At 70.7% G+C, this 12,971-nt stretch carries 13 protein-coding genes; 3 read left to right on the top strand and 10 right to left on the bottom strand.

Annotation, left to right across the window (positions count from 1 at the left end; all coding sequences use genetic code 11):
- Positions 1 to 10: 10 nt before the first annotated feature.
- The 10 genes from AB0I81_RS41470 to AB0I81_RS41425 all read right to left on the bottom strand — a co-directional run bounded on the left by AB0I81_RS41470 (position 11) and on the right by AB0I81_RS41425 (position 10,627).
- The gene (locus AB0I81_RS41470) at positions 11 to 862 is read right to left on the bottom strand and encodes a hypothetical protein (RefSeq protein WP_360669249.1); all 852 of its coding nucleotides are present in this window, start codon (positions 860 to 862) and stop codon (positions 11 to 13) included.
- Entirely contained in the window at positions 859 to 2,232 is a 1,374-nt protein-coding gene (locus tag AB0I81_RS41465) for an MCE family protein (RefSeq protein WP_360669247.1), read from the bottom strand. Before AB0I81_RS41465 ends, AB0I81_RS41470 begins: the two co-directional genes overlap by 4 nt.
- The gene (locus AB0I81_RS41460) at positions 2,229 to 3,233 is read right to left on the bottom strand and encodes an MCE family protein (protein ID WP_360669244.1); all 1,005 of its coding nucleotides are present in this window, start codon (positions 3,231 to 3,233) and stop codon (positions 2,229 to 2,231) included. The genes AB0I81_RS41465 and AB0I81_RS41460 overlap by 4 nt, the downstream gene beginning before the upstream one ends.
- Positions 3,230 to 4,375: an MCE family protein gene (locus tag AB0I81_RS41455; protein WP_360669241.1), complete on the bottom strand. Its 1,146-nt coding sequence runs from the start codon at positions 4,373 to 4,375 to the stop codon at positions 3,230 to 3,232. The genes AB0I81_RS41460 and AB0I81_RS41455 overlap by 4 nt, the downstream gene beginning before the upstream one ends.
- Complete coding sequence (locus AB0I81_RS41450) at positions 4,372 to 5,391, bottom strand: MCE family protein (protein WP_360669238.1); 1,020 nt, start codon at positions 5,389 to 5,391, stop codon at positions 4,372 to 4,374. Before AB0I81_RS41450 ends, AB0I81_RS41455 begins: the two co-directional genes overlap by 4 nt.
- Positions 5,388 to 6,431, bottom strand: a complete 1,044-nt coding sequence (locus AB0I81_RS41445; RefSeq protein WP_360669235.1) for an MCE family protein — start codon at positions 6,429 to 6,431, stop codon at positions 5,388 to 5,390. Before AB0I81_RS41445 ends, AB0I81_RS41450 begins: the two co-directional genes overlap by 4 nt.
- Before the next feature lie 3 nt (positions 6,432 to 6,434).
- A complete protein-coding gene (locus tag AB0I81_RS41440) occupies positions 6,435 to 7,448 on the bottom strand; it encodes an MlaD family protein (RefSeq protein WP_360669232.1) in 1,014 nt (337 codons plus the stop codon).
- A 4-nt stretch (positions 7,449 to 7,452) separates the two neighbouring features.
- Positions 7,453 to 8,307, bottom strand: coding sequence for an ABC transporter permease (locus AB0I81_RS41435; RefSeq protein WP_360669230.1), 855 nt, complete (start codon positions 8,305 to 8,307; stop codon positions 7,453 to 7,455).
- Entirely contained in the window at positions 8,307 to 9,098 is a 792-nt protein-coding gene (locus AB0I81_RS41430; protein ID WP_360669227.1) for an ABC transporter permease, read from the bottom strand. Before AB0I81_RS41430 ends, AB0I81_RS41435 begins: the two co-directional genes overlap by 1 nt.
- Before the next feature lie 137 nt (positions 9,099 to 9,235).
- Positions 9,236 to 10,627: an aminopeptidase P family protein gene (locus AB0I81_RS41425; protein ID WP_360669224.1), complete on the bottom strand. Its 1,392-nt coding sequence runs from the start codon at positions 10,625 to 10,627 to the stop codon at positions 9,236 to 9,238.
- A 137-nt stretch (positions 10,628 to 10,764) separates the two neighbouring features.
- On the opposite strand from AB0I81_RS41425, the gene AB0I81_RS41420 reads away from it, so the two are divergent.
- From AB0I81_RS41420 to AB0I81_RS41410, 3 genes are all read left to right on the top strand, one after another.
- Positions 10,765 to 11,193 carry a CBS domain-containing protein gene (locus tag AB0I81_RS41420; protein WP_360669221.1) on the top strand — a complete coding sequence of 143 codons (429 nt, stop codon included), beginning with the start codon at positions 10,765 to 10,767 and terminating at the stop codon, positions 11,191 to 11,193.
- Positions 11,194 to 11,217: 24 nt separating this feature from the next.
- Positions 11,218 to 11,871: a hypothetical protein gene (locus AB0I81_RS41415; protein WP_360669704.1), complete on the top strand. Its 654-nt coding sequence runs from the start codon at positions 11,218 to 11,220 to the stop codon at positions 11,869 to 11,871.
- A 219-nt stretch (positions 11,872 to 12,090) separates the two neighbouring features.
- Positions 12,091 to 12,939 carry an endo alpha-1,4 polygalactosaminidase gene (locus AB0I81_RS41410; RefSeq protein ID WP_360669218.1) on the top strand — a complete coding sequence of 283 codons (849 nt, stop codon included), beginning with the start codon at positions 12,091 to 12,093 and terminating at the stop codon, positions 12,937 to 12,939.
- The last annotated feature ends 32 nt before the right edge of the window (positions 12,940 to 12,971 follow it).

The following is a 12,971-nucleotide window of genomic DNA, read 5'->3' as shown; positions in this document are numbered from 1 at the left end:
GGGCCGATGATCAGTCCTTCTTCGTCTTCTTGCCGTCGTCGTTGAGGTTGTACTGGTCCTCCGATGCCGCGCCCAGCACGGTCACGTCATGAATCTTCCAGGTCCCCTTCTCCTTCACAAGGCTGATCTTAAGGTGGGAATCCTTGACGGAGCGGATGGCTTCGGAAGTGTTCACCTGCTGGTCCACGACGACGATGGCGTGGGCGGTGGCCTCATCCACGCCGGCCACGTACACCTCGCGTACGTTGGCCTGGGCAGTGGCCTTGAGCTTGACGATGACCTGCGCCATCGCGCCGCCGAACGCCGCGTCGTAGGTGGCCAGGAAGTCGCCCGTGGCCTGGGCGGCCAGGGTCGTGCGGGTGCTCTGGAGGTTGCGGTAGTCGTAGCCGAGCAGGGCGCGGCTGAACGCGGCGGCGGCGCCGGACACCTCCAGGCGCAGGGCGCGCTCGGCCTCCAGCCCGGCGCGGGCGTCCTGGGCCTGGGCGGCGGAGACCCACTGCAGGACGGCGGTTGCGGCGAGCGCGGCCACCAGCATCGCGGCCATCGCACTCACCACCTTGGCCCGCGTGATCCGTGCACGCACGCCATGGCCGTCTCGCCCGCCCTGCTCGGTTTGCCCGTCTTCGCGCACGCTCTGTTCGGCTCGCACGCTCTGTTCGGGTCGCTCGTCTTCGGGTTCGTCGGCCGTGCCGGGCTGCGGGCTCGATGACGTGATCGTGCCCTCTGCGTCGGCCGAGGGTGCGCTGTCCGGCGGGCTTGTGGGGTCCGGCGGCGGCGTGGCCGCCGGCGGGTCTGGCGGTGTGGGGGGCTCGGCTGGGGTGGTGGGGTGGGCCTGGTCGGTGTGGTCCTGTCGGGTGGTCATTGTGACTCCTCACGGCGGCGGGCGGCCCGGCCCGCCGCGGTCCAGCCCAAGATGCCGCCGCTCGCCACCACGGCGAGGAAGATCGCGGCAATCAGCGGGGCGGTGTTCATCGGGGTGCCGGACGCGGTGCGGGTGGCGGGCATGTCCTCGGGTGACTCGGCGGCTTTCGGGGCGGGGGCGTTGGAAGAGGCGGAGGTCTTGGAAGAGGGAGTGGAGACGGGACGGCCCGAGGAGGCGGCGTCCGCGGGCCGGTCCGAGGAGGTGGGGTGCCCGGGAAGGCCCGTGGAGGTGGGGTTGCGGGGACGGCCGGAGGAGGAGGCGGGTGCGCGGGCCGGGCAGGCGCGCAGCTCAGGGACGGTGGGCGGCCCGAGGGGGCCCGCGTACTCCTCGGCCGGCGTCGGCCCGCCCGGCACGCTGAAGACGAAGGCCGCCTTGCCGTAGACGGTGTCCCCGCGCCGGTCGCTGACGTCCCCGGCCAGGCTCAGCGCGGTCGGCATGATGCTGAGCAGGTGGTGCACGTTCCGTTCGGTACGCGCGGAGAACGCCGGCCGATGCGGCAGCCCGGCCGCCGTCAGCAGGCAGGAGAACCCGGGCCTGGACGTCCTGATGGCCGCGTCGAGCTGCCCGAACACCCCGGGCCCGTGGTCGAGGAAGGCGTTCAGGTCACCGCGCGACTCCCGCAGCGCGGCCGTCACCGTGCTGAGGTCCTCGATCCCGGAGGCCAGCTCGCCCCGCCTGCCGGCCAGGGTGCGGGTGAGCCGGGTGAGCTGCACCGACAACTCGTCGAGCACCTCGGTGTTGTCGGCGAGGGTGCCGGTCAGGGAGTGGGCGTCCTCGATGATGCGCCTGATCGAGGGCGCCCGCCCGTCCAGCGCCACGGCCAGTTCGTGCACGATGGTGTCGGCCTCTTCCGGCGGCACCGCGTTCAGCAGCTTGCCGACGCCCTCGAACAACTTCTTGTAGTCCAGCGGCACCGTCGTCCTGGCCAGCGGGATCGTCTCGCCGGCCGCCAGCGTGGGCCCCGTGGCGCCGGTGGCGGGCGGCGAGAGCGCCACGTACGGTTCCCCGATGGCCGACCGGCGCCGCACCTCGGCCGTGACACCCTTGGGCAGCCGGATCTCCCTGTCGATGTCCAGCCCCACCACGATCTTGCCCGGCACCAGCCGTACCTCGCCGATCTTGCCGATCCGCACCCCGAGGTAGGCCACGTCGAACCCCCGGAGCAGCCCGGGGGAGGAGAGGAACTCGGCCGAGACCCGGTAGGGCCGCTCGACGGCGTCCAGCCGGATGATCGTGCTGAACGCCCAGACCGTCATGACGACGCCGAGCAGCAGGAAGAAGCCCAGGTTCAGGTAGATGCGGTGCCTCATCGCGGCGGCCCCAGCAGCAGGCGGAAGTCCCCGGCCCGGTCAGGCTCGGGTTGCTCCCGCACCGACGGCAGCAGGCCCGCCAGCCACACGTAGATCAGCACCTGCCCGTTGACCGTGATCGGCGGCGCGTCGATGAACTTCTGCAACTTCACCACCAGCGCCTTGAGGTCCTCCTTGCCGCGCTGCATCGCCGTCGAGATCGCCGCCAGCTCGCGCAGCAGCGTGCGCAGCCGCGCCGCGTGGCGCGGGTAGACGGTGAGGTTGGCCTCCTTTGCCAGCCTGGTCAGCGCGACGATCGTCTTCTTCACGTGCCCGCGCCCGTGGGCCAGGCGCTCGGTGGCGGCGGCCAGCGTGCCGGGCAGCCGGTCCAGCTCCGCGCTGCCCTCGGCCAGGTCGTCGCCGAGCCTGGCCAGGGCGTCGATCGAGGTGCCGAGGTCGCGGCGGGCGGCCGCGTAGGCGTCGGTGACCTGCGCGGTCTGCCTGATCAGCTTGTTGACGTCGCCGCCCTGCCCGTCGAAGGCGGTGGCGGCGGCGTCCAGGATGGCATTGACGTCCTGCGCCCCGAGCGCCTCGATGAGCGGCCCGGCCCTGGCGGTGACCTGCTCGATGTCCGGTTCGACCGAGGTCTCGGAGATGGTGGCGCCATCCTTCATGTACGGCCCCGCCGCCAGGTCCCGGCCCGCCGGCGGGCTGAGCAGCACGTAGTTCTCGCCCAGCACGGACGTCTTGGCCACGGTGGCCGTGCTGCCCTCCGGCACCCGGTGCGCCGACTGGATCGACATGGTCACCCTGGCCCGGTAACCCGCCAGCCCGATGCCGGTGACCGTGCCCACCCGTACGTCGGAGATCTGCACGCTGTGCCCGGTCACCAGGCTCTGCACGTCGTCGAAGACCGCGTGCAGGGTCAGGTCGCCGGTGGTCGCGCCGAGCGTCTGCAGCGAGCAAGAAAGCGAGCACGAAGCGGTCAGCGCCAGTGCCAGTGCCGTCCGAATGGCCCTCATCGTCCGCCTCCGCGCCGCTGGAAGGGGCAGTTGCTCAGACCGCCGGGCAGGCACGGCACCTCGCCCAGGTTCAGCGCCTCGAACAGCGGCGTCAGCCACGCCCTGGTCATCGCGTTGAGCACGACGCGGATCTTCAGCACGTGCTGCTTCCTGTCCCAGGAGTCGATCAGTACGTCGGCGAAGTCGGCCGCGCCCTTGACCGCCTTCGCCACGGAGGCGCTGTTGGCCCTGACCGTCAGGACGAGTTCGGCCAGCGTGGCGGTGGCCCGGGGGAGGCGCTGGGCGTACTGCTCGATGATGACGTCGCCGCGCCGTACGAACCCGGCCATGGAGGAGACGAATCCGCGCAGCCGCTGCCGCTCCTCGGCCAGGATCGCGCTGGCCTCGGAGAAGGCGTCGATGGCGCCGGTCACCTGGCTCTCGCGTTCGTTGAGGCTGGTGGCCAGCTTGTTCAGCCCGTCGGCGAGGTCGATGAGCTGCTGGTCCTGCTTGGCCAGTACGCCGGTGAGCCGGGAGGTGTCGGCGATCGCGTTGTTGATCGTCTTGCCCCGGCCCCTGACGCCGTCGGCCAGGTCGCCGGCCACGTCGCCCAGCTTGTCGTCGTCCAGCGCTTCGGTCAGCTTGGTGAAGGCGTCCAGCGCCTCGTCGATCTCCACCGGCAGGTCGGTGCGCTCCAGCGGGATCGTCGCGCCGGCCCGGATGCGCTGCTTGCCCGGCTTCCACGGCGGGTAGAGCACGACGTTGCGCTCGCCGAGCGTGTTCTGCGGCGCGACCACGGCCTTGACGTCGGACGGCAGCGGCACCTGCGGGTCGATCCGCAGCTCAACCCGCACCTTGTCGCCAGATATCCGGATCCGGTCCACGTAGCCGGCGTCCAGCCCCATCACCTTCACCCGCGCCTCCTCGTACAGGGACGGCGCCGAGTTGAAGATCGCCACCAGCCGGTACGGCTCCGCCCCCGCCACCGAGCACCCGGAGGCCACCAGCGCCCAGGCGAGCAGCACCAAGACAAGCCGCCCCCATGCGGGTCGCAACCATGCGGGCCGCGACGGGACGGGCCGCGCCCATGCGAGCCGCAACCGGAAGGGCCGCAGCCGGAAGGGCCGCGACCGGACGGGCCGCACCGCCGCCGGCCGCCTCATCGCTCGTTCCCCCTGTCCTTGGCGATGGCCCCCAGCACCTCGGGGTTGACCGGCCCGAGCCCGGTGGCGATGGCCTCCAGCCAAGGCCCCTGGCCGCCCATCGTGGCCAGCCCCGAGAACGTCGGCCCCGCCCACGCCAGCAGCGAGTTGAGCCGCTCGTTGCTGCCGCGCAGCCGCGTGGTGATGGCCGCGTTGTCGTCCAGCACCTTCACGAGCGACCTCTCGTGCTCGTTGATCAGCCGGGTCGTGCTGCGTACCAGGTCGGAGCCGTCGCCGAGCAGCGTGCGCAGCTCGCTCCTGCGCCTGCGCAACTCGTTCAGCATGACCTCGATGGCGTCGATGAGCCGCCCGAGCTGCTTGTCCTTCTTCTCCAGCACGTCCATGATCTTGGTGCCGTTGTCGATCAGCCGCTGGAGCTGTGGCTCGCTCCTGCTGATGGTGTCCGACAGGTCGCCGACGTTGTCCAGCAGCCGGGTGACCCGCCCGCGCTTGACGACGTCGAGCTTGCCCAGCTCGGTCAGCAGGTCGTCCACCGCGTCGGTGTCGAGCCGCTCCACCAGCCGGGTCGCGTCCTTGACGGCGTCGTTGATCAGCGTGGGCACGCCGGTCCGCTGCACCGGGATGCGCCGCCGCGCCTCGGGGAGCTGGTCCAGGTACGGGGCCGAGACCGCGCCGCTGAGCTTGACGTACCGGCCGCCGAGCAGGTTGGACAGGGTGATGTCGGCGCGGGTGGCGCGGCCGAGCCGTACACCGTCGTCGACCTTCCACGTGACGACCACGTTGCCCTGGGCGTAGTCGGCGCGGACCTCGGTGACCTTGCCCACCCGCACCCCGGCCACGCGGACGTCGTTGCCGGTCCGCAGCCCGCCGGAGTCGGTGAACACGCCCGACACGACGTAACCGCCCTCCAGCAACCCCAGGTTGCCGACCAGGAACGTGGCGGCGAGGATCGCGGCCAGCAACGCCATCGACACCAGGCCGACGGCGTGCCTGTTGCGATCCCTGAAGGACTTCACCGGCCCACCAGCAGCTTCCGCAGGTCCTTCTCGCTGGAGATCCTGGTGTTGCGCAGCGGCGGCGGCGTCTGCATCCCGTACGGGCAGGGGGCGGCGTTCAGCGCCAGGCAGGGCACGGCGGTGATGAAGTAGTGGCCCCGGTTGACGCTGGAGTAGGCCCGCTCGAACAGCGGCGGGAACGTGCTGACCGTCCTGCCGATCTCGCCCACGTGCCGCCTGATGCCGCCGGTCAGCCCGGACAGGTTGTCCACCAGCGCGCCCAGCTCACCGGCGTTCTTACCGAGCACCTCGTTGGAGGTGTGGAAGGTCGCCGACAGCTCCACCAGCGCGTCGTCCACCAGGTCGCGGTTGCGGGCGAACGCCTCCGACAACGTCAGGAGGTTGTCCACGAGCCGTTCGATCTGCTCGTCCCGCTTGGCGACCACGCCGGTGACGGTGGCGTAGTCCTTCAGCAGCGCCTCGATGGTCTTCTTGCGGTCGGTGACCGTGGTGGTGATCGCGTTGACGTTGTCGAGCAGCCTCGGGATGTTGCGGTCGTTGCCCTTGAGCGAGGTGGCGGCGGCGGTCAGGAGCTGGTTGATCTGCTCGGGGTCCAGGCTGCGGGTGAGCGGGCCGAGGTCGCTGACCAGCTCGCCGATGTCCACCACCGAGGAGGTGCGGGTGATGCGCGAGCCGGGCGGCAGCCTGCCGGGGGCGGTGCCGGGCAGCAGGTAGACCACGCGCTGGCCGACGGCGTTGCGCCAGCGTACGGCGGCCTCGGTGTCGGTGGGCACCCGGACCGCGTCCTGCACCTCCATGGCCACCTCCGCCCGCCCGTCCACGACCCTGATCGTGTCGACCTGCCCGACGGGCGCTCCGGCGATCTTGACCTGGTCGCCCTCGACCAGCCCCGACACGTCGTCGAACACGGCGACCAGGCGGTAGCCGCCGCCCGCGCTCACGCGTTCGATCTGCACGGCGATCGCCACGATCAGCGACCCGGTCAGGGCGGCGAACAGCACGAAACGGGCGAAGGTCCACCAGCGCCGCGCGCGTTCCATGCCTCAGCGCCTCCCGTCGGTCGGGCCGCACGCGCCGACGATCAGCTCGCAGATGTCGGTGGCGATGAACGCCTCCACCTGGAGCTGGCGGGCGCCGTTCGGGCCCGGCGCCTCGATCAGCTCGTTCAGCAGGTCGATCAGCGTGTTCAGGCCGCGTACGCCGTCCCCGGCCAGGCCGAGCTGGGCGTAGATGAGCGCGGCCACCCGCTCGCCCGAGTGCACGCCGGCCCGCAGGTTGTCCCGGTGCCTGGCCAGGCCGTGCGACACCTGCCCGGAGACCGAGGTGATCTCTTGCAGCAGGACGCGTACCTTGTCGGCGCGCGCCAGCAGGCCGGGCGTGATGACGTTGACGTCGGAGGAGATGCCGACGAGCTCGTCGCCCTTGTCCGACAGCGCGGTGCTCAACAGGGCGGCGTCGTGCAGGAACTGCCTGGCCCGCGCCCGGTGCCGGTGGGCGACGCCGACGACCGTGCCGGCGTCGTCGATCAGCTCGCGCAGATTCGTGCCCTGGCCCTCCAGCCCCTTGGCCAGGGTGTGCACGATGACGGTGACCTCGCGCGGGTCCACGGCGTCCAGGCCGCGGTAGGCGTCGCCGAGCGTGTCGGACAGGTCCAGAGGATCCCTGGTGTCGGTGATGACGGCGCCGGCCGCCAGGTACGGGCCGGTGCTCTCGCCACGGCCGGGCTCCAGGCCGACGTACTTGGGGCCGAACACCGACGCCGGCTCCACGGAGGCGACCGTGGTCGCGGGCACCCTGACGTTCACGTGCATGGTGACGACGGCTTTGCCCCTGGGGTCGAGCGAGAGCCGCGTCACCTCGCCCACCGTCACTCCGCGGATCTTGACGGGGGAACCGGCGTCGAGTCCCTGCCCGGCCCGGCCGAACACGGCGTCCAGGCGGGTGCCGGGGACGTGCGTGGCCGAGCGCACGGCGTACAGGGCGGACGCGGCGAACACCGCCAGCACGGCCAGTGCGATGCCCAGCCGGGCGGCGAGGGGAAGCTGCGCTCGGTCCACCGGCTCACCCCGTCAGCGGTATGTTGCCGCCGCCGCCCCAGAACAGGTACGACAACAGCAGGTTGAGCAGCACGATCGTGACGATCGACTGGCGGATGGCCCGGCCCGCCGCCACCCCCACGCCCACGGGGCCGCCGGTGGCGTAGAAACCGTGGAAGCAGTGGATCACGATCACCGCGAAGGCGAACACGGCGACCTTGGCGACGCTGAACGCGATGTCGCTGACCGGCAGGTACAGGTAGAAGTAGTAGTCGTAGACGCCCGGCGCTAGCCCGAACAGCGCGGTGCACATGAGCCTGGTGGCGAAGAAGCTGGCGAACAGCGCGATCAGATAGATCGGCACCAGCGCCAGCAGCGCCGCCACGACCCTGGTGCAGATCAGGTAGGTGAAGGCGTTGATGCCCATCACCTCCAGCGCGTCGATCTCCTCCGAGATCCGCATCGCGCCGAGCTCCGCCGTGAACGACGAGCCGACCTGCGCCGCCAGCGCCGTGGCGGCGATGATCGGGGTGATCTCGCGGACGTTGGCGAAGCTGCCGACCAGCCCCATGAACGACTCCGCGCCGATGGCCTGCAGCCCCTGGTAGCCCTGCAGCCCCACGGTCGCGCCCACGACGAACGCCATCGTGAACACCACGAAGATCATGCCGCCGCCGATGACGGTCGCGCCGACGCCCACCACGACGTCGCTGACCTGCCGGACGACGACCTTGCCGTACTTCAGGCGCAGCACGACGTCGCGTACGGAGTACAGCAGCACCTTGGCCACGAACACCGGCCAGTCGGCCAGCGTCGCGAACCGCTCGGCGGCGTCCCGCCCCCGCAGGGCGATCCGGAGGCCGGCGGTCCGCGTGACCATCAGAGCGACCTCGGCGGGTAGGCCAGGAAGTACACGGCCGAGATCACGTAGTTGAGCGTGAAGACCAGCATGAACGTCACCACGGTCGCCTGGTTGACCGCCCGCCCCACCCCGACCGGGCTGGTCGCGCAGGTCATGCCCTTCCAGCAGGCCACCCCGGCCGCGACGAACCCGAAGATCCACGCCTTGAACAGCGTCACGTACAGGTCGGAGGCGACGACGAGCGACAGTGCCCCGTCGAAGTACGCGCCCGGCGTGACACCCTGCACGACCACGTTGAAGAAGTAGCCCCCGGCCGCGCCCGCCACGATGACCAGCGGGCACAGGCACACCGCGACCGTGCTGGCCGCCCACATGCGCGGCGTGACCAGGCGATGGATCGGGTTGACCGACATGACCTCCATCGCGCTCAGTTCGTCGCGGATGTGCCGGGCGCCGATGTCGGAGGTCATCGCGCTGCCGCCGGCCCCGGCGATCAGCAGCGCGCTGGCCAGCGGCGCCACCTCACGGATGAGGCCGACGAAGACCGCGCTGCCGGTGGCCGAGCCGGCGCCGAGCTGGCGGGCCAGCTCGCCCACCTGGAGAGCCACGGTGGCGCCCAGCGGCAGGGCGACCAGCAACACGGGAACGCTGGTGACACGGGCCAGGAACCAGCACTGGCCGACGAACTCCCACCACCAGTGCCGGACGTCCCAGCTCCGGCGCAGGCCCTCAAGAACGATGACGAACAGGTCTCCGACCTGGCCGAGGACCGAGCCGGCGCGGCGTCCGACGTACCCGGGCCAGGCCATCGCCACCTCCGCCGTCTACGGATTCGGCAACCGTACTGACGGGTTGTCCAGTAGTCGATGCTTCGGTGGGAATTTGCGGGAAAGCGATGAGAGCCGGGCCGCGCCTTGTCAGTCAGGTACGAAACGTGGCCGTTCCGTTACAGCAGGCCGCCCATCCAGGACTCCACCTCGTCCGGGTGGCGGGGCAGCGCGCCCGACATCAGCCTGGCGCCGTCGGCGGTGATGACCAGGTCGTCCTCGATGCGCACGCCGATGCCGCGCAGCTCCTCCGGCAGCGTCAGGTCGTCGGGCTGCAGGTACAGGCCCGGCTCGACGGTCAGCACGTACCCCTCCTCCAGGACGCCGTCCAGGTAGACCTCGGCGCGGGACTTCGCGCAGTCGTGCACGTCCAGGCCGAGCATGTGGCCGCTGCTGCACAGCGTGTAGCGCCGGTACAGGCCCGTCTCCATCAGCTCGTCGACCGACTGCCTGAGCAGGCCCCAGTCGCGCAGCCCTTCGCAGATGACGCGCATGGCCGCCTGGTGGAAGTCGCGGAAGCGGGCGCCGGGGCGCAGCGTGGCGATGGCCGCCGTCTGGGCCTCGTACACCAGCTCGTACGCCTGCCGCTGCACCGCGCTGAACCGGCCCGACATGGGGATGGTACGAGTCACGTCGGCGGTGTAGAGGGTGTCGGACTCGACTCCGGCGTCCATGAGCAGCAGGTCATTGGGGTTCAGCGCGCCGTCGTTGCGGATCCAGTGCAGCACGCAGGCGTGCGACCCGGACGCCACGATGCTGTCGTAGCCGACCGCGTTGCCCTCAAGGCGCGAGCGCAGCCCGAAGACGCCCTCCAGGTACCGTTCGCCCCTGGGGCGCCCGATGGCCGTCGGCAGGGCGCGTACGACGTCCTCGAAGCCGCGAGCGGTGGCGTCCACGGCCCCTTGCAACTCGCCGAGCTCCCACTCGTCCTTGACCAGCCGCATCTCCGACAGGAACGACTCCAGCTCCGCGTCGCCCCCGCCCTTCTCCACCCGCGCGTCCACCGATGCGTCCACGCCGCGCAGCACCCTGGCCGGGCCCGTCAGCTCCAGCTCGCGGATGTGGGCGCAGTCGATCTGGTACAGCTCCGCGGCCTCGGCCAGGTCGGGGCGCGGACCGGCCCAGAACTCGCCGTAGCGGCGGTCGCGGTAGAACTCCTGGCCCTCCTCGCGCGGGGCGCGCGGCCTGACGTACAGGACGGCCCGGCCGGACGGCTCGATCACCAGGACATCGTCGGACTCGTTGGCCCCGGTCAGGTACGAGTACGCGCTGTGCGGCCTGAACCGGTAGTCGCAGTCGTTGCTGCGCACCTTCAGCGTGCCCGCCGGGATCACCAGCCGCTCGCCGGGGAAACGCTGCGCCAGAGCGGCCCGCCGTTTGGCCGCCCACGGCGTGATCGGCCGCGCGCTCACCTCGGCCCGTCCGGCCGGCGCCCAGCCGGTGCGCATGAACGCGGCCAGCTCGTCGGTGACGGGCAGGTCGTGACTTCCGGTGTTGAGCGGCTCGGTCATTCGTCGGTCCTTGGGGGTTATTGCGGTTTTGTACGGGATTCCGTACCGGATGCAGCCTACGTGAGAGCTTGACGGCGTCCCCACATGCTTGTTTGCCTGGACCCAGGCTTGGAACACTGAGGGCAGGGGTGATGCACATGCTCATCGGGACGATCCTTCGGGGCAAGGGCGGCGACGTGACGACGGTGGCGCCCGGAGCCACGGTACGCGAACTGCTGGCCCAGCTCGCCGAGCACAACATCGGAGCCGTCGTCGTCTCCTCGGACGGCGTCACCATCGAGGGGATCGTCTCCGAACGCGACGTCGTGCGGCGCCTGCACGACCGCGGCCCGGACGTGCTCGACGCTCCCGTATCGGAGATCATGACCACCGAGGTCACCACGGTCGGCCCCGGCGAGAACGTCGACTCGCTGCGCCGCACCATGACCACGCAGCGCTTCCGGCACACGCCCGTCGTCGAGAACGGCCGGCTCATCGGGATCGTGAGCATCGGCGACGTGGTCAAGAGCGCCATCGAGGAGCTGGAGACGGAGAAGGCGTCGCTTGTCGACTATCTCCATCGTTGACAGAGGTGGCACCCTTGGTCCGTGATGTACGGGCCCCCACCTCCTCATGAGTACCCCGAATACCCGCGGGCGACGAGCAGTCCTCCCATCATCGTGCTCGTCGCTGGTTTGGCCGCCCTGCTCGGGTTCCTGCTGGGAGTGTTCGTGGGGTTCGGCGCGAGCACCACAACCGAGCCGGAGCCCAGGGAGACCGTGACGGTCGAGGAGAGCGAGCCGCCACTCGACCCCACGTCCCCGGCCGAGTCCTCGCCACCGGTCAGCCCGCCGCCGAGCGTGCCCACCCAGACCCAGCCCACCCAGCCGGGCCAGACGGGGCAGCCGAGCCAGCCGGGCCAGACGGGGCTGCCGAGCCAGCCGGGCCAGACGGGGCAACCGGGCCAGCCCACCCCGCCTCAGACCGGGCAGACCGGACAGCCGGGCACCGGGGGAGCCACCAGCCCCGCGCTCGACCTGTCCTCCATGCTGAAGACGCTCGTCGTGGGCACCGACATCCAGCCCGGCACCTACCGCACGACCGGGCCGTCCCCCGGCTTCCCCATGTGCTACTGGGCCAGGCTGCGCACCACGACCGACGGCGTGATCGCCACCGGCATGCCGACGGGCGCCGCCACGGTCACCATCCAGGCCACCGACAAGGCGTTCCAGACCGGCGGATGCGCCGACTGGAAACCGGCTTGACGTCCCTTTCTGCCTGAACCGCTGGACAACATGTCAGAATCGCGCAATTCTGTCGGGCGAAGGAAGGAAGGGAGGCACGCCCGAGCGTGCTGGCGTGCCGTCCTGCGTTCTATGGACCACGCCACTCCGGCGCCCCTGGCCAGGCGCGAAGCGGAGAGTGCGGAACAGCGCGCGGTCGCCACCGATCCGAACCGTTGTTTCCGTTCGCGAGGAGTGCTCATGCGTCTGTCCGTAATCGTCTCCGCCCTGGCCCTGGCCGCCACCGCCCTCGTCTCCACCGCCCCCGCCCGGGCGGCGGCGCTGCCCGACCCGGTGCCGTGCGACGGCTGCTGGAAGCCGGCACTGAACACGAGCTGGGAGTGGCAGCTCAAGTCGCTGCCCGCCAAGCCGTACCTCAATGTGCAGATGTACGACTTCGACGGCTTCGAGGCCGCCAAGAACGGCAAGATCGTCGCCTCGATCAAGGCCGCCAAGCCCGGCCGCAAGGTCGTCTGCTACATCAGCGCGGGCTCACACGAGGACTGGCGCCCCGACGCGGGCCAGTTCCCCGACTCCGTGCTCGGCGAGCCGCTGGACGAGTGGGAGGGCGAGCGCTGGCTCGACATCCGCCAGTACACCGGCAAGCTCGGCGAGATCATGAAGGCCAGGCTCGACATGTGCAAGGCCGCCGGGTTCGACGCCGTCGAGCCCGACAACGTCGACGCCTACACCAACGACAGCGGCTTCCCGCTCACGGCCGCCGACCAGCTCGCCTACAACGCCTGGCTCGCCAACGAGGCCCACAAGCGCGGCCTGTCGGTCGGGCTCAAGAACGACGTGGCGCAGATCCCGCAGCTCCTGCCGTACTTCGACTTCGCGGTGAACGAGCAGTGCTGGCAGTACTCGGAGTGCACCACCGCGCAGAACGGCAAGTACGGCTACGACCAGTTCGTCAAGGCGGGCAAGGCCGTCTTCCAGGTCGAGTACGAGCTGACCACCGCCCAGTTCTGCGCCAAGTCCAACGCCCAGAACTTCAACTCGCTGAAGAAGACCTACGACCTGGACGCCACCCGGACGGCCTGCCGGTAGGCGTGTTTGCTCTGGTAGGGCGGGCGTAGGAG

This window comes from Nonomuraea sp. NPDC050404 (assembly GCF_040655495.1).
In the GTDB taxonomy this organism is placed as follows: domain Bacteria; phylum Actinomycetota; class Actinomycetes; order Streptosporangiales; family Streptosporangiaceae; genus Nonomuraea.
The sequence above is the reverse complement of the archived record's forward strand: the minus strand, read 5'-3'. Positions and strand labels throughout refer to the sequence as shown.